Origin of the sequence: Nanhaiella sioensis, from assembly GCF_046557775.1 — a bacterium.
GTDB lineage: Bacteria > Bacillota > Bacilli > Bacillales > SM2101 > Nanhaiella > Nanhaiella sioensis.
This window is the reverse complement of record NZ_JBKAEG010000001.1, coordinates 2024318-2039926: the sequence shown is the minus strand read 5'-3', so window position 1 is coordinate 2039926 and position 15609 is coordinate 2024318. Positions and strand designations below refer to the sequence as shown.

The following is a 15609-nucleotide window of genomic DNA, read 5'->3' as shown; positions in this document are numbered from 1 at the left end:
ATAATAGTTGAACGATTCTGATTCGAGTCCGCGCATAGGTCAGTTTGTTTTAATCACTCAAGGCAGAGACGCTGGACAGTATGCAATAATTATAAAAAGTGTTGATGAGCGATTTGTTTTACTTGCGGATGGAGAAAAGCGAAAATATGATCGGCCAAAAAAGAAGAATATTCAACACCTTGAGTTTTTTGATTACGTATCTCCGGAAGTTCAGAACAGTATAAGTGAAACTGGTCGTGTGACAAACGGGAAATTGCGCTATGCATTAACAAAGTTTGTCAATGAGCAAGTTACTGATTTGAAGAAGGGAGAGCTTTTAGATGGCGAAAGACGATGTAATTGAAGTTGAAGGTACTGTCGTAGAAACATTACCAAATGCAATGTTTAAGGTAGAACTTGAAAACGGACATACAGTATTAGCACATGTTTCAGGTAAAATTCGTATGCATTTCATTCGAATCTTACCAGGAGATAAAGTTACTGTAGAATTATCACCATATGATTTAACTCGCGGACGGATTACGTACCGCTTTAAATAATTAAACTCCGTTATTACCAAGGAGGTTAGAACAGTGAAGGTAAGACCATCAGTTAAACCTATTTGTGAAAAATGTAAAGTTATTCGCAGAAATGGAAAAGTAATGGTTATTTGTGAAAACCCAAAACATAAACAAAAACAAGGATAAGCATAAGGAGGTGCACGTATAATGGCGCGTATTGCTGGTGTAGATATTCCTCGTGATAAACGTGTTGTAGTATCATTAACATATATTTTTGGTATTGGACGCACAAAAGCAGAGAAAATTCTAGCTGATGCAGGAGTTTCAGAAGATACTCGTGTGCGTGATTTAACTGAAGAAGAATTAGGGAAAATCCGTGATATCATCGACGGCTATAAAGTAGAGGGTGACCTTCGTCGTGAAGTATCATTAAATATTAAACGTCTAATCGAAATCGGTTCATATAGAGGAATTCGTCATCGTCGTGGATTACCAGTTCGAGGACAAAATTCTAAAAATAATGCTCGTACACGTAAAGGTCCACGTCGTACTGTAGCGAATAAGAAGAAATAGTAAAGGAGGTTCTTAAGAAATGGCACGTAAAACAAATACACGTAAACGTCGTGTGAAAAAGAATATTGAGTCTGGTATTGCACATATTCGTTCAACGTTTAATAATACAATCGTTACGATCACTGACGTTCATGGTAACGCGATTTCTTGGTCTAGCGCCGGTGCATTAGGTTTCAAAGGTTCTAAAAAATCTACTCCTTTTGCTGCTCAAATGGCTGCAGAAACGGCTGCTAAGACTTCTATAGAAAATGGCTTAAAAACACTTGAAGTAACTGTAAAAGGACCTGGAGCTGGACGTGAAGCTGCTATCCGTGCACTTCAAGCAGCAGGACTTGAAGTTACTGCAATTAAGGATGTTACACCTGTTCCACATAACGGATGTCGTCCACCAAAACGTCGCCGTGTATAATTTCTCTGTATAGATTTTGAATTCATGTCAATAATGGGTTATGATAAATCATTTTTATTGCGAAACAGATTAATTATTTTAGTTGTTGTGCACATTCGGGAACTTATTATTGGGGAATTTCGGTTAGACATCCATAGACAAACTAACATTAAATTGTCTAGCCGGGGTTTCGACGTTTTGAAGGAGGGTTTGTAATGATAGAAATTGAAAAACCAAAAATCGAAACGGTTGAGATCAGCGATGATGCCAAATACGGTAAATTCGTCATCGAGCCACTTGAGCGTGGATATGGTACAACTTTGGGTAACTCCTTACGTCGTATTCTATTATCCTCACTACCTGGTGCAGCTGTCACATCTATTCAAATAGATGGTGTACTGCATGAGTTCTCAACAATTGAAGGCGTCGTGGAAGATGTAACGTCTATTATTTTACACGTAAAGAAACTCGGATTGAAAATTTATTCAGACGAGGACAAGACGCTTGAAATTGATATACAAGGTGAAGGAGCTGTAACAGCTGCTGATATTACACATGATAGTGATGTGGAAATTCTTAACCCTGACCTTCATATCGCTACTTTAGCAAAAGATGGTCATTTGCGTATGAGATTAACCGCAAGACGTGGACGTGGATATACTTCAGCTGATGCAAATAAAAGTGAGGATCAACCAATAGGGGTGATTCCAATTGATTCGATTTTCACACCGGTATCTCGTGTTTCATATCAAGTTGAAAACACTCGTGTAGGTCAGTTGTCAAATTTTGATAAACTAACATTTGACGTATGGGCAGATGGAAGTACAGGTCCTAAAGAGGCTATTGCTCTTGGATCGAAAATTTTGACTGAGCACTTAAATATTTTTGTTGGTTTAACTGACGAAGCACAAAATGCTGAAATCATGGTTGAAAAAGAAGAAGACCAAAAAGAAAAAGTGCTTGAGATGACAATTGAAGAATTAGATCTTTCAGTTCGTTCTTATAATTGTTTAAAACGTGCAGGTATTAACACTGTACAAGAACTAGCTCATAAAACCGAAGAAGACATGATGAAAGTACGAAACCTAGGTCGTAAGTCTTTAGAAGAGGTTAAAGCAAAGCTTGATGAGTTAGGGTTGGGATTGCGAAAAGATGACTAGTTATGAGACTCTTAACTAGCCATTTTCATGTTTTCCTTACTGCTATGATAACACTCTAAAAAGGAGGGACATCTCATGTCATATCGTAAATTAGGACGTACAAGCGCTCAACGTAAAGCGTTACTACGTGATTTAACTACTGATTTAATTATCAATGAACGCATTCAAACAACAGAGACACGTGCAAAAGAATTACGTTCTCTTGTAGATAAAATGATAACTTTAGGTAAGCGTGGAGATTTACATGCTCGCCGTCAAGCTGCAGCATTTATTCGTAATGAAGTTGCGAATGAAGAAACAGGTGACGACGCTCTTCAAAAATTATTTGGCGATATTGCACCACGTTATGAAGAACGCCAAGGTGGTTACACTCGTATTATGAAAATGGGACCACGTCGTGGAGACGGAGCACCAATGGTTATTATTGAATTAGTTTAATACTACTGAATGTTCAAAAGGAGATTTTTGAACATCTTTGTATGAGTAAATGAGGGCAGGACAGTTTTAATGACTGAATCTATGCCCTTTTTTGCTATTGTTTTTATACTATCAATAAATGTCTAAACTATGATGCTTCATATTTTTCTCTTTATAATGATAGCAGGGGCCAACAAGGGGCATTACAATTACCCTTGAAAATTATTAGGCGGATTGAGGTAAATCGAGAGTCTACGCTTAACGAACTGTCCACCCTCAGTGCATATCTTCTTTAAGTCTCCTCATCTTACCATCAGAACTAATGATGCAATAAAGTTTTTTTTATTTCTTAGGAAATATGTCGAATAATAGAGGAGGAAAGGATATGGGGAATGAACTATTATCAGTCAAAGGTGTTTCCTTTCGTTATAATGACCAATCACATTATGCGTTAAAAGATATATCATTTTCACTTAAAAATGGTGAATGGTTAGCAATTGTAGGCCATAATGGTTCTGGAAAATCAACACTAGCGAGAATATTGAATGGGTTGTTAATACCAGAGTCTGGAGAAGTATCAGTGGCCGGTATCACACTTACAAATGAGTCGATTTGGGATGTTCGTAAGAAAATTGGTATGGTGTTCCAAAATCCAGACAACCAATTTGTTGGTACAACTGTCATTGATGATGTAGCTTTTGGGTTAGAAAATAATGGGGTAGAACGTTCGGAAATGGTAGATCGCGTGGAAGAAGCAATTAATAGAGTGAAAATGGAAGCGTTTGTTGATCAAGAGCCACATAATCTCTCCGGAGGACAGAAACAAAGAGTTGCAATTGCTGGTGTGTTAGCTGTGAGGCCTGATATTATTATTTTAGATGAAGCGACATCTATGCTTGATCCTAAAGGGAAAGAAGAAGTCTTGAGAACAATTAGAAAACTTAAAGATGAGCAAGTTATATCTGTCATTTCAATTACGCATGATTTGGATGAAGCAAGTAAAGCTGATCGTATATTGGTTATGAATAAGGGTAATATTTTCACGGAGGGACGACCCGAAGATATTTTTGCTTTAGAGAAGGAGCTCGTTAATATAGGTCTTGATCTTCCTTTCTCCGTTAGACTTAGTAAAAAAATGAGGCGAGCAGGTATTCCTTTGACAGTTGATCATTTAACAGATGAAGGATTGGTGGATGAATTATGGACATTACAATACAAAATGTAGAACATAAATATCATCAACATACGCCTCTTGAACGATTAGCACTTTACGATATTAATTTAGCTATTAATTCAGGAACTTTTCTAGCAATCATTGGACACACTGGTTCAGGAAAATCGACTTTGTTACAACATTTGAATGGGCTATTAAAACCGACAGTAGGAAGTTTAACCGTTGGTGATATGACAATCGACTCTGAGAAAAAGAATAAAAAGATAAAGAAGCTTAGACAAAAAGTTGGCATTGTATTTCAATTTCCTGAACATCAATTATTTGAGGAAACAGTAGAAAAAGATATATGTTTTGGTCCAACTAACTTTGGTGTTTCAGAGAAAGAAGCGAAGAAGAAGGCACAGGAAGCGTTGGAGTTAGTTGGATTACCAAGTGAATTTTTGCAAAGGTCACCCTTTGACTTAAGTGGTGGTCAAATGAGAAGAGTAGCAATTGCTGGAGTTTTAGCAATGGAACCAGAAGTTCTTGTGTTAGATGAGCCAACAGCTGGGTTAGATCCTAGAGGGCGTACAGAGATAATGGATATGTTCTATAAACTACATCAACAGAAGAAGATAACGACGGTATTGGTAACTCATAGCATGGAGGATGCAGCAAAGTATGCTGATGAGATTGTTGTCATGGATAATGGTACGATTAGAATGAAGGGGAAACCAGAAGAAGTATTTTCTCAGCCACAGGAGCTAGTCAAGCTAGGGTTAGATGTTCCGGAAGCATTAAAGTTCAAGATGAAGCTAGAAAGCAAATTTGGTATTCAGCTATCGTCCACATGCCTTACGATCGACGATGCACTAGAACAAGCACAATTGATTATGGGTAAGGTGAAGCAGCATGATGGATAAAATTATAATAGGTAGGTATGTACCAGGTTCTTCAATTGTCCATCAGTTGGACCCTCGGTCGAAATTATCATTAATATTTCTTTATGTCATAGTTGTTTTTTTAGCAAATAATGAGCTTACATATGGGATTTTATGTTTATATACAATAGGTATGATGTTGCTAACTCGAATACCTATTCGCTTTATTTTGAAAGGGCTAAAACTCATATTTTGGATTATTATTTTTACTTTCATATTACATATTTTTGTAACTAAGGAAGGTGCACTATTATTTAGTTTAGGATGGATTGAAATCTATGAAGAAGGCATCAGGCAAGGTGTATTTATCTCCCTGCGTTTTTTAAATTTGATTTTAATGACGTCTATGCTTACGTTAACGACAACACCAATAGAAATTACAGATGGGATGGAAAGTCTATTAAACCCATTCAAACGGTTTGGTTTGCCTGTTCATGAGATTGCTTTAATGATGTCTATATCACTTCGGTTTATACCGACATTAATGCAAGAAACAGAAAAAATAATTAAGGCTCAAACAGCTAGGGGAGCAGACTTCACAAGTGGACCAATAAAAGATCGAATAAAGTCAATTGTTCCTTTGTTAATTCCTCTGTTTATTAGCGCGTTTAAGAGAGCTGAAGATTTAGCAACAGCCATGGAGGCAAGAGGTTATCGTGGTGGTGAGGGTAGAACGAAATTTCATCAATTGCAGTGGCATAGTAGAGATACCATTGTAATTATTAGTCCTTTATTAGTATCTGTTTTGTTATTTTTATTAAGAAGTTAATGGAGAAGGTAGAAAAATCATGCAACGTTTAAAATGTACAATAGCCTATGATGGGTCACAATTTAATGGATTTCAAACTCAGACTCTACCAAATCAGCGGACCGTGCAAGGTTACCTTGAGAAAGCCTTAATGAAAATTCATAAGGGACATCATGTTGCAATCTATGCTTCAGGAAGAACAGATTCGGGTGTTCATGCTTATGGACAGGTCATCCATTTCGACTCACCATTAGATATTCCTGCGAACAGGTGGCCCGCTGCATTAAATTCGATTGTCCCTGGTGACATTGTTATTAAGGAAGTCGTGCAGGTAGACCCAACATTTCATGCGCGCTACGATGTAACTTCAAAGGAATATAGGTATAAAATACTAAGGTCAAAACAATATGATGTATTCACTAGAAAGTATGTATATCATTATCCATATCCCCTTGATCTTTCAGCTATGAAAATGGCGAAAGAATATTTAATTGGTACTCATGATTTTACAAGCTTTTGTTCAGCTAAAACAGCAAAAGAAGATAAAGTTCGAACAATTTATTATATAGATTTGTATGAAGAAAACGATGAGCTGATTTTGCACTTTAATGGGTCAGGATTTTTATATAATATGGTGAGAATTCTTGTCGGTACATTATTAAAAGTAGGTCAAGGAAAAATAAAGCCTCAGGATATAAAAACTATTTTAGAGCAAAAAAATCGGATGCTAGCGGGGCAAACGGCGCCATCTCATGGATTGTATTTATGGCAAGTGAATTATGACAACTAAACCTGGTGTAACATTTTCTTGACAATAGTCTCATAAAGATTTATTATATCATATGGTATGTATTTTAAAACCACGATTAGCCCCGGAAAAATCGTGTTGAATAATATATGTAACCAATCATGGATTTTTTTATTTAGGAGGGAAAATCATGCGTACAACTTTTATGGCAAAGCCAGCAGAAGTACAACGTAAATGGTACGTGGTTGATGCTGAAGGAAAGACTTTAGGTCGTCTTGCAAGCGAAATTGCATCGATTTTACGTGGTAAACATAAACCAACTTATACACCACATGTTGATACTGGTGATCATGTAATCATCATCAATGCAGAGAAAATTGAACTTACAGGTAAGAAATTAACTGACAAACTATATTACCGTCATAGTCAACATCCAGGCGGATTAAAAGTAAGAACTGCGCTTGAAATGCGTACGAACTATCCAGAAAGAATGCTAGAAGGCGCAATTCGTGGTATGTTACCAAAAGGCTCATTAGGTCGTCAAATGTTTAAAAAGTTACATGTATATGCTGGTAACGAACATCCACATCAAGCACAACAACCTGAAGTTTACGAACTTCGCGGATAATATTTTAGGAGGGTATTAATTTGGCACAGGTACAATATTATGGCACAGGCCGTCGTAAAAGCTCTGTTGCTCGTGTACGTTTAGTTCCTGGTGACGGACGTATCGTGATCAACGATCGTGATATTGAAAACTATATTCCATTTGCAGCATTAAGAGAAGTTGTAAAACAACCACTTGAAGCAACTGAAACTACAGGTGCTTATGACGTTTTAGTTAACGTTCATGGCGGTGGATATACTGGGCAAGCTGGTGCAATTCGTCACGGTATCGCACGTGCGTTACTACAAGCTGATCCAGAATTTCGCCCAACATTAAAGCGTGCTGGTTTATTAACTCGTGATGCTCGTATGAAAGAACGTAAAAAATACGGTCTTAAAGGCGCTCGTCGTGCACCACAGTTCTCAAAACGTTAATTTTATTTACGTTTCAAAGACTCTCAACCAAATTGGTTGGGGGTCTTTTTTATTGACTGTTTCTACTGATTATTGTTTTTTGAATTAAGTAATACATACACTGCTAGAGTGTATGACACCAATTACTTCTGTTGAAAAATCGATAATAACAACAAAGGTTACGATAAAAAAGCCTTTTGTTCAACTATTTTTAATTAACATACTCACTAAATGTTATGACTAACTAGTGTTCAGATGAATAAACCCTTAAAACGATGGGAATATCAAAAAAGTTCGATCACATGCAGTTTCGCCGCATGTCCTCAGGAAGTCATTCCACCTCTTTTCATTAAGACAAAAAACACTATCTAACGTTTGTCGTTGTCAAACAGCAGGGCATTCTTTTCTAATGGCTGTTTTGTGTTAATTGGTGTTTTTCGTTCATAGGTAGAAGCACGTATACACTAGCCTTCGTGGCACCTTTTCTTTAAACACATCAGTTACTTATATGTAAATGAAAAAAGCAACAAAGTTTACGAATAAAGCCTTTCGTACTACTTGATATACAGATATATGGAGCGCCTACTTTTAGCTAAAGAAGATCAGCAGTGCCTACTGAATGGGAGCATGTTATAAGAGATGTCCTCAACATTTCTTAATTGGTAAAGACAGTAACGTATGAAGCTTTTAGGGAAGTGTAAACTACTTTCAAAAGGGGTTGAATAAGAAATGAATGTTATAACAACTTTTGCTGCAAAGCAGAAGGAAAAGCAAGTCATTTACGAACGGAAAATGCTAAGAGAGCTATCTCTTGAAATTATAAAAAAACAAGTTGAACAAACTTTTAGTGATTTTTACAAGCTAGGTGTTGTGGCGATTAGTGCTATTGAGGATGGATGTGTTGACGTCGCTGTAGAATCATATTTGCTGGGAGCAAGCTATAGTCGATTTGGTTATTTTGGTGAACCTTTAGAAAAGGTAAAGCTAAGGTGTATAACAGAAGAAAAGTATTTAATTAATACTTTGTATGATTACGTTATATATTGGGGTAACGTGGATGATTTTAGTTTAATGAATGAATCAATGTATTACACATGCGAACATTTTGTTAGTTATTGGTTTAATGAAGGTTTTTATAAAGGGGAAAAACGGTATCGAATGAAATTGCACTAGCAAACGGTGATAGGTGTCTATAACATAAAAAAATAAGTTGATCATGTTCTTCTCTGCTCATCTTGCATTTTTAACGATAGGCATAAAGCTAGATGGTCTATTTTTACCTCTTGTCCCATATAGTGTTTACAAGGAAAAAGTGGGAGGCAGAGAAAAAGTGAAGAAAAAACTGAAATTTGCTGGATACTTAATAGGCTTTATTATCCTACTAATAATCGTTCAATACCAGTTTACAGAAAATGCTTCATGGAAATCGTGGAATTTACCTCTATCTGGTAAGATAATTATTTTAGATCCTGGCCACGGTGGCCCTGACGGAGGGGCAGTTGGTGGTGATGTGCTTGAGAAAGATGTAGCTTTAAAGGTTAGTATTTTATTGAAAGATCTTCTGCAGGAACAGGGTGCGCTCGTTATTTTGACCCGTGAAGATGATCACGACCTCGCATCTAGCGGTACAAAGGGCTATAGCAAAAGGAAGACTGAGGATTTGAAAAAAAGAGCAGAAATGATTAATGAGTCGCAAGGGGACTTATTTATCAGTGTTCACTTAAATGCGATACCTTCATCAAAATATAGGGGGGCACAAACGTTTTATAACCCCAATTATATTGAAAATAAGGAAATCGCAAGGTTTATACAAGATGAGTTTCGAACAACTCTAGAGAATACTACGAGAAAGGCTAAGGCAATTAGTGGTGTGTACTTATTGAAAAATGCAAATATACCTGGTTCCTTGGTCGAAGTAGGGTTTTTGTCTAATAGTGCTGAAAGGGATTTACTATCTGATGATATATATCAAGAAAAACTAGCATTTTCCATATATAAAGGGATTATTAGATATTTCTCTAACGAGGGGAAGGCTCCTGAGTAATAGTTAATTATTGTGAATTCTTTTAGCCGTCATATGTAATTATGGTATACTAACAGGTGAACGTATGAAAACGAATACACAAAAAGGACGGTGTAATAATTGATAACGAAAGATCAAGTAGTTGAGCTATTACGTCAATTAAAAGATCCATTTTTACATAAAACTTTTGAAGAAACCGGTGCTATCCAGGACATAAATATTAAAGAAGAGAAAGGGCATGTAAGTGTAAAAATTGCATTATCAAAGATTGGTACATCGGAGCAGTTGCAAATACAAGGACATATCGTACAAGTATTAAAGGATGCCGGTGCTAAATCTGTTGGGCTGCGTTTTTCAGAATTACCGAAGGACAAAACTGCCAAGTCGGAAAGCCCATCACCCTCTGAGGAAGGTAGTAATTCACCATTATCAACAGGTAGCAACACTAAGTTTATTGCGATTGCAAGTGGTAAAGGTGGGGTTGGGAAATCAACTGTTTCTGTTAATTTAGCTGTATCTTTAGCACGGATAGGGAAAAAAGTAGGCCTAGTTGATGCTGATATATATGGATTTAGTGTACCAGACATGATGGGTATTACAAAGAGACCAGTTGTTAGAGGCGAGAAAATCATTCCTGTTGAAAGATTAGGAGTAAAAGTGGTTTCAATGGGATTCTTTGTCGAAGATAATGCACCTATTATTTGGAGAGGCCCAATGTTAGGAAAGATGCTTAATAGCTTTTTTCAAGAGGTAGAATGGGGCGAGTTGGATTATCTATTGTTAGATTTACCTCCTGGAACAGGGGATGTTGCGTTAGATGTCCATGCTATGCTACCTTCTTGTAAGGAAATTATTGTGACAACACCACATCCTACTGCCGCTTTTGTAGCTGCTCGTGCAGGTGCTATGGCTCTGCGCACTGAGCATGAAGTTATTGGTGTCATTGAAAATATGTCTTATTTTGAAAGCAAGCTGACAGGGGAAAAGGAATATGTCTTTGGAAATGGCGGTGGCACGAAATTAGCGAAGGAGCTACAAACAGAACTGCTAGGACAACTCCCGTTACAGCAACCAGATTGGGATGATGATGATTTTGCACCTTCTATTTATGCTGAAGATCATCAACTTGGTAAAATTTATATGAACATGGCTGAAAGGGTTACATCGATTGTATAAATGGTCGTAAATTCTTATTAGACAGAGGGTCAACCCTACAATTTTTTGTAATTGTAAGGTAGACCCTTTTTATTTGCTTCCTTCAAACACTTGTAAGAGGTTACCCTCCCCCTCCATTACCTCCTGAATCATCTCCACCTTCTTCATTATCAGCGCTTTGTTCTTCATCGTCGCCCTTTTCACCGCTTTGTAATTCCTCCGCACCTTTTAATAGAATTTCTTGAATCTTAACTTTAAATAAGGGGCTTTCTATTGTTTCTGTTATTACCTTTTGTAGGTGAGTCCGATATTCTTTACCTTTAAGCACAGTTAAAGTTTGCTGTTCCATCTCTGGATTTTGAAATAGTTCTAGCATCATTCCTTGGTATTCAGGATCTTTCATTAATTCCTTTATTAATTTTTCCTGTTCTTCTTGCAGGCCCTTTGCAAAGCTTTCTGCAAATTCAGGATCTGATAGACTTTCTTTCCAAAAATCAGTAGCTTCTTTAGAAGTAAGTGATTTTTCAATTGCAGCTGTAACAATTGTTTGGTCCATAATTAATTGTTGCTTCATGCCGTCCTCAGACATAATGTCTTGAATCGCCTTTTTTCCTTCATCTGTCTTTAAAATATCAACAATCATTTTTTTTGATTGTTCATAATCCAATTCTTGTGCTTGTTCCTGCTGTCCGCACCCACTAGCTGTTAAAATTGTGACTATGATAAATAGGAGCAACACGTTTGTTTTCATTGCTCACTAACTCCTTTCAGGGTTGTCCTATACTTTAGGATAGTTTATCTACAAAAAATTATACGTTGTTAATACTGAAAATGTGGTATTTTCACCAGTCGATTGGTACAATCAGTAGGAGAATGTGTAATGGAGGAGTCTTGCTGTGAATAGTCGAAATTGGGTTCGTTTATTTATGTCGACCTTAGCTGTTGGAGGAATTAGCGCAGGTATTATAGGATTTATTGTAAAGTGGAGTGAATACAAAGAACTATTCTCTTCGTTTGAATTTATGGATATTGTATTGGCATTTATTTGGTTTGTTGGTGTAGGCCTTATATTTAGTGTTATTAGTCAAATGGGATTTTTTGCTTATTTAACGATCCATCGTTTTGGCTTAGGGATCTTTCGGTCGGTGAAGTTATGGAATGCAGTACAAATTGTATTAGTTGTATTTGTGTTATTTGATCTTATATATTTTAGATATAAATTGTTTGCAGATGAGGGAGATTCAATATTCTCGTACATCGTTGTAGCTTTAATCATTGCTATTGTAGGCATTGTTGTTGCATTGTTAAAAAAGCAACAAACAAATAAACAGGCATTTGTCCCAGCTATGTTTTTTATGATAGTCGTAACAATTATAGAGTTAATACCAGCGGTTCAAGCAAATGATGATAGTTGGTTATATTTGATGCTTTTTCCCCTATTGCTATGTAACATGTACCAGCTACTAATATTACCGAAATTAACTAATAGCTAATAATTGGTTTCAAAAAAATGAGTGGAGGTTTAACCCACTCATTTTTTTTCAAATAGAGAGGAATTTCTTATTCCCGTCATCTCAATTAATTTCTCCGCTTTTTGTATCTGTGTTTGTAATAAGTTCAGTCACTGTAACATTTTTGTATCCTTTCTTTTTTATAAATTGAATAATTGATGGAAGTGCCTCAGCCGTTTGACTGGCAGAGTCAGAGGCGTGAAGTAAAATAATGTCTCCACCATTAAGGTTTTTTGTAACATTTTTAGTTATTTCTTTCGTACCAGGCCGTAGCCAGTCTTGTGAATCTATGCTCCAATGTACAACAGTGTATCCAACTTCGGATGCGGTAGCAATCACTTCTTCATTTATATTCCCAGTAGGTGGTCGTAGTAGCGGGGCAGCTTTTACTTGTAATACCTTAAATACGTCCTTAGATTTTAAAATATCTGTTTTAATCTCACTAGCTTCTAGCTCTGAATAATCTTTATAACTATATCCTTTGCTGCCTATTTCATGTCCGTCTTCTGCAATTTGAGTTACGACTTCAGGATGTCGTTCAGCCCAATCTGCTAAAATGAAAAAAGTTGCATTCACTCTTTCTTTTTTTAATACCTCTAGGATGTTTAATATATGTTCGTCACCCCAATTGACATCAAATGTTAAAGCTATTTTCTCCCCTCGTTCATCTCCTTTATAAATAGCTCTAGGACCATCCTCAGTCGAAAAAACTGTATTATTTAGCGCGTTTTCAAGATAAAGAAAAATAGCTGTAAATAAAGCAGCAACAATAATTATTAGTGCTTGTTTTCCCTTTTTACCATTTACAACGACAAAGAAATTCACATAACCCCCTCCTCTTTTCTTACAGCTGGTTCGTATTCATTGTTGTTTTTTGTACTAAGAAATAAATATGTAACCTATTAAGATGCTTATCATCCTTTTTGCTAGAAAACGATACACGATCTAAAAACCTAATAACAACAAAGATTACGAAAAAAGCCTAGCTTACACGATTACTTGTCTACATACTATGCTCCCTAATAGAAGATATGAATAAAAGACTGACTACTAAAGAAAAAATTTCATAAAACTGTTTCACAGTGGAAATAACTAGAATAACTAATAGTGAGGTGACATTATGCTTGGACTTTTAGTAACAAAAAAGGAAATAAAAGAAATTGAATACTTAATAAAAAGAGAGTTAGAAGAATTACTACTTGATTTTCAAGATTCTCGAATTGACTATGTAGTTAAGCGTGCAATGGAAGAAAGATATCAAATATTGTTTCAACTATTTAGAAAGGTTGCAACACCGTCAGAGTGTAATCGGTATGTTCGCTCAAAAAAAGCATATTTTTCAGAATGATAAGTGATGATATAAAAGCATTGAAGACCTTTTGAAATATAAATAAATAGCGTTCATAGCCAATGTTTATTATTTAAATCTTGTTACGACATTTTGTTCTTTTAAAAAAGCAAAAAACATATTGACATCATAGTATGAGGGTGATATATTAATAAACGTCGCTGATAAACAACGCGATAACATAGATGACAGCATGAAAAAAACATTTAAAAAAATGTTGACATCAATAAAGAAAAATGTTAAATTAATAAAGTCGCTTCTGAGCGATAGCAACAAAAAATGTTCTTTGAAAACTAAACAAAGCAAAAGCGTCAACGTTAATTTTTTGAACAAATGAGCAATCAAACTTTATTGGAGAGTTTGATCCTGGCTCAGGACGAACGCTGGCGGCGTGCCTAATACATGCAAGTCGAGCGAACCAAAGGGAGCTTGCTCCCGGAGGTTAGCGGCGGACGGGTGAGTAACACGTGGGCAACCTACCTGTAAGATTGGGATAACTTCGGGAAACCGGAGCTAATACCGAATAACAATAAGAACCACATGGTTCTTATTTGAAAGATGGCTTCGGCTATCACTTACGGATGGGCCCGCGGCGCATTAGCTAGTTGGTGAGGTAACGGCTCACCAAGGCGACGATGCGTAGCCGACCTGAGAGGGTGATCGGCCACACTGGGACTGAGACACGGCCCAGACTCCTACGGGAGGCAGCAGTAGGGAATCTTCCGCAATGGACGAAAGTCTGACGGAGCAACGCCGCGTGAGTGAAGAAGGTTTTCGGATCGTAAAACTCTGTTGTTAGGGAAGAACAAGTATCGTTCGAATAGGGCGGTACCTTGACGGTACCTAACCAGAAAGCCACGGCTAACTACGTGCCAGCAGCCGCGGTAATACGTAGGTGGCAAGCGTTGTCCGGAATTATTGGGCGTAAAGCGCGCGCAGGCGGTTCCTTAAGTCTGATGTGAAAGCCCACGGCTCAACCGTGGAGGGTCATTGGAAACTGGGGAACTTGAGTGCAGAAGAGGAGAGTGGAATTCCACGTGTAGCGGTGAAATGCGTAGAGATGTGGAGGAACACCAGTGGCGAAGGCGACTCTCTGGTCTGTAACTGACGCTGAGGTGCGAAAGCGTGGGGAGCGAACAGGATTAGATACCCTGGTAGTCCACGCCGTAAACGATGAGTGCTAAGTGTTAGAGGGTTTCCGCCCTTTAGTGCTGCAGCTAACGCATTAAGCACTCCGCCTGGGGAGTACGACCGCAAGGTTGAAACTCAAAGGAATTGACGGGGGCCCGCACAAGCGGTGGAGCATGTGGTTTAATTCGAAGCAACGCGAAGAACCTTACCAGGTCTTGACATCCTCTGCCAACCCTAGAGATAGGGCGTTCCCCTTCGGGGGACAGAGTGACAGGTGGTGCATGGTTGTCGTCAGCTCGTGTCGTGAGATGTTGGGTTAAGTCCCGCAACGAGCGCAACCCTTGATCTTAGTTGCCAGCATTAAGTTGGGCACTCTAAGGTGACTGCCGGTGACAAACCGGAGGAAGGTGGGGATGACGTCAAATCATCATGCCCCTTATGACCTGGGCTACACACGTGCTACAATGGATGGTACAAAGGGCAGCAAAACCGCGAGGTTAAGCGAATCCCATAAAACCATTCTCAGTTCGGATTGCAGGCTGCAACTCGCCTGCATGAAGCCGGAATCGCTAGTAATCGCGGATCAGCATGCCGCGGTGAATACGTTCCCGGGCCTTGTACACACCGCCCGTCACACCACGAGAGTTTGTAACACCCGAAGTCGGTGGGGTAACCGTAAGGAGCCAGCCGCCTAAGGTGGGACAGATGATTGGGGTGAAGTCGTAACAAGGTAGCCGTATCGGAAGGTGCGGCTGGATCACCTCCTTTCTAAGGAAATATGTGAAGCTAGACT

20 protein-coding genes and 1 rRNA gene are annotated in these 15609 nt (G+C 37.9%); 19 read left to right on the top strand and 2 right to left on the bottom strand.

The genetic code is table 11. The features are described from left to right. The first annotated feature begins 7 nt into the window (after positions 1–7). The 16 genes from V1503_RS09610 (at position 8) to salA (ending at position 10847) form a co-directional block, all read left to right on the top strand. Positions 8–343 carry a KOW domain-containing RNA-binding protein gene (locus V1503_RS09610; protein ID WP_214483833.1) on the top strand — a complete coding sequence of 112 codons (336 nt, stop codon included), beginning with the start codon at positions 8–10 and terminating at the stop codon, positions 341–343. Further along, the gene (gene infA / locus V1503_RS09605) at positions 321–539 is read left to right on the top strand and encodes a translation initiation factor IF-1 (protein ID WP_003348578.1); all 219 of its coding nucleotides are present in this window, start codon (positions 321–323) and stop codon (positions 537–539) included. Before V1503_RS09610 ends, infA begins: the two co-directional genes overlap by 23 nt. 33 nt (positions 540–572) lie before the next feature. Next, positions 573–686, top strand: coding sequence for a 50S ribosomal protein L36 (gene rpmJ, locus V1503_RS09600; protein ID WP_017473641.1), 114 nt, complete (start codon positions 573–575; stop codon positions 684–686). 21 nt (positions 687–707) lie between these two features. Further along, entirely contained in the window at positions 708–1073 is a 366-nt protein-coding gene (gene rpsM, locus V1503_RS09595; protein WP_214483832.1) for a 30S ribosomal protein S13, read from the top strand. 19 nt (positions 1074–1092) lie between these two features. Further along, positions 1093–1482, top strand: a complete 390-nt coding sequence (rpsK, locus tag V1503_RS09590) for a 30S ribosomal protein S11 (RefSeq protein WP_214483831.1) — start codon at positions 1093–1095, stop codon at positions 1480–1482. A gap of 194 nt (positions 1483–1676) precedes the next feature. Continuing rightward, on the top strand, positions 1677–2621 hold the full coding sequence (locus V1503_RS09585) for a DNA-directed RNA polymerase subunit alpha (protein ID WP_320211083.1): 945 nt from the start codon (positions 1677–1679) through the stop codon (positions 2619–2621). Between the two features lie 75 nt (positions 2622–2696). Continuing rightward, on the top strand, positions 2697–3059 hold the full coding sequence (gene rplQ / locus V1503_RS09580; RefSeq protein WP_214483830.1) for a 50S ribosomal protein L17: 363 nt from the start codon (positions 2697–2699) through the stop codon (positions 3057–3059). A 364-nt stretch (positions 3060–3423) separates the two neighbouring features. Further along, positions 3424–4263 carry an energy-coupling factor ABC transporter ATP-binding protein gene (locus tag V1503_RS09575; protein WP_410626560.1) on the top strand — a complete coding sequence of 280 codons (840 nt, stop codon included), beginning with the start codon at positions 3424–3426 and terminating at the stop codon, positions 4261–4263. Further along, positions 4239–5114 (top strand): energy-coupling factor ABC transporter ATP-binding protein, encoded by an 876-nt coding sequence (locus V1503_RS09570; protein WP_320259552.1) that lies wholly within the window; start codon positions 4239–4241, stop codon positions 5112–5114. The genes V1503_RS09575 and V1503_RS09570 overlap by 25 nt, the downstream gene beginning before the upstream one ends. After that, the gene (locus tag V1503_RS09565) at positions 5104–5901 is read left to right on the top strand and encodes an energy-coupling factor transporter transmembrane component T family protein (protein ID WP_320259551.1); all 798 of its coding nucleotides are present in this window, start codon (positions 5104–5106) and stop codon (positions 5899–5901) included. The genes V1503_RS09570 and V1503_RS09565 overlap by 11 nt, the downstream gene beginning before the upstream one ends. A 19-nt stretch (positions 5902–5920) precedes the next feature. After that, positions 5921–6670 carry a tRNA pseudouridine(38-40) synthase TruA gene (gene truA, locus V1503_RS09560; protein WP_320259550.1) on the top strand — a complete coding sequence of 250 codons (750 nt, stop codon included), beginning with the start codon at positions 5921–5923 and terminating at the stop codon, positions 6668–6670. 148 nt (positions 6671–6818) lie between these two features. Further along, entirely contained in the window at positions 6819–7256 is a 438-nt protein-coding gene (rplM, locus tag V1503_RS09555; protein ID WP_214483825.1) for a 50S ribosomal protein L13, read from the top strand. Between the two features lie 20 nt (positions 7257–7276). Then, positions 7277–7669, top strand: a complete 393-nt coding sequence (gene rpsI, locus V1503_RS09550) for a 30S ribosomal protein S9 (RefSeq protein WP_214483824.1) — start codon at positions 7277–7279, stop codon at positions 7667–7669. Positions 7670–8377: 708 nt separating this feature from the next. Next, complete coding sequence (locus tag V1503_RS09545; protein ID WP_214483823.1) at positions 8378–8821, top strand: YbaK family protein; 444 nt, start codon at positions 8378–8380, stop codon at positions 8819–8821. 157 nt (positions 8822–8978) lie between these two features. Next, positions 8979–9692 carry an N-acetylmuramoyl-L-alanine amidase CwlD gene (gene cwlD, locus V1503_RS09540; protein WP_214483822.1) on the top strand — a complete coding sequence of 238 codons (714 nt, stop codon included), beginning with the start codon at positions 8979–8981 and terminating at the stop codon, positions 9690–9692. Between the two features lie 99 nt (positions 9693–9791). Then, complete coding sequence (gene salA / locus V1503_RS09535) at positions 9792–10847, top strand: iron-sulfur carrier protein/transcriptional regulator SalA (protein WP_410626555.1); 1056 nt, start codon at positions 9792–9794, stop codon at positions 10845–10847. 100 nt (positions 10848–10947) lie between these two features. Here salA and gerD read toward each other — a convergent pair whose 3' ends face one another. Continuing rightward, on the bottom strand, positions 10948–11577 hold the full coding sequence (gene gerD, locus V1503_RS09530; RefSeq protein WP_320259547.1) for a spore germination lipoprotein GerD: 630 nt from the start codon (positions 11575–11577) through the stop codon (positions 10948–10950). Positions 11578–11722: 145 nt separating this feature from the next. On the opposite strand from gerD, the gene V1503_RS09525 reads away from it, so the two are divergent. Continuing rightward, the gene (locus V1503_RS09525; protein WP_410626552.1) at positions 11723–12319 is read left to right on the top strand and encodes a KinB-signaling pathway activation protein; all 597 of its coding nucleotides are present in this window, start codon (positions 11723–11725) and stop codon (positions 12317–12319) included. 81 nt (positions 12320–12400) lie between these two features. Here the strand turns inward: V1503_RS09525 and pdaB are convergent, their stop codons facing one another. Then, complete coding sequence (pdaB, locus tag V1503_RS09520) at positions 12401–13162, bottom strand: polysaccharide deacetylase family sporulation protein PdaB (RefSeq protein WP_410626550.1); 762 nt, start codon at positions 13160–13162, stop codon at positions 12401–12403. A gap of 295 nt (positions 13163–13457) precedes the next feature. Here pdaB and V1503_RS09515 point away from each other — a divergent pair, with 295 nt between their 5' ends. Continuing rightward, on the top strand, positions 13458–13685 hold the full coding sequence (locus V1503_RS09515; RefSeq protein ID WP_214483817.1) for a hypothetical protein: 228 nt from the start codon (positions 13458–13460) through the stop codon (positions 13683–13685). Positions 13686–14033: 348 nt separating this feature from the next. Next, a 16S ribosomal RNA gene (locus V1503_RS09510) occupies positions 14034–15584 on the top strand. The last annotated feature ends 25 nt before the right edge of the window (positions 15585–15609 follow it).

Excerpts from the sequence above, each read along its gene's own strand:
- gerD (WP_320259547.1), bottom strand. The coding sequence starts at position 11,577 with ATGAAAACAAACGTGTTGCTCCTATTTATCATAGTCACAATTTTAACA.
- rplM (WP_214483825.1), top strand. The coding sequence starts at position 6,819 with ATGCGTACAACTTTTATGGCAAAGCCAGCAGAAGTACAACGTAAATGG.
- V1503_RS09585 (WP_320211083.1), top strand. The coding sequence starts at position 1,677 with ATGATAGAAATTGAAAAACCAAAAATCGAAACGGTTGAGATCAGCGAT.
- rpsK (WP_214483831.1), top strand. The coding sequence starts at position 1,093 with ATGGCACGTAAAACAAATACACGTAAACGTCGTGTGAAAAAGAATATT.
- V1503_RS09515 (WP_214483817.1), top strand. The coding sequence starts at position 13,458 with ATGCTTGGACTTTTAGTAACAAAAAAGGAAATAAAAGAAATTGAATAC.
- rplQ (WP_214483830.1), top strand. The coding sequence starts at position 2,697 with ATGTCATATCGTAAATTAGGACGTACAAGCGCTCAACGTAAAGCGTTA.
- V1503_RS09565 (WP_320259551.1), top strand. The coding sequence starts at position 5,104 with ATGATGGATAAAATTATAATAGGTAGGTATGTACCAGGTTCTTCAATT.
- rpsM (WP_214483832.1), top strand. The coding sequence starts at position 708 with ATGGCGCGTATTGCTGGTGTAGATATTCCTCGTGATAAACGTGTTGTA.
- infA (WP_003348578.1), top strand. The coding sequence starts at position 321 with ATGGCGAAAGACGATGTAATTGAAGTTGAAGGTACTGTCGTAGAAACA.
- truA (WP_320259550.1), top strand. The coding sequence starts at position 5,921 with ATGCAACGTTTAAAATGTACAATAGCCTATGATGGGTCACAATTTAAT.
- V1503_RS09570 (WP_320259552.1), top strand. The coding sequence starts at position 4,239 with ATGGACATTACAATACAAAATGTAGAACATAAATATCATCAACATACG.
- V1503_RS09575 (WP_410626560.1), top strand. The coding sequence starts at position 3,424 with ATGGGGAATGAACTATTATCAGTCAAAGGTGTTTCCTTTCGTTATAAT.
- V1503_RS09545 (WP_214483823.1), top strand. The coding sequence starts at position 8,378 with ATGAATGTTATAACAACTTTTGCTGCAAAGCAGAAGGAAAAGCAAGTC.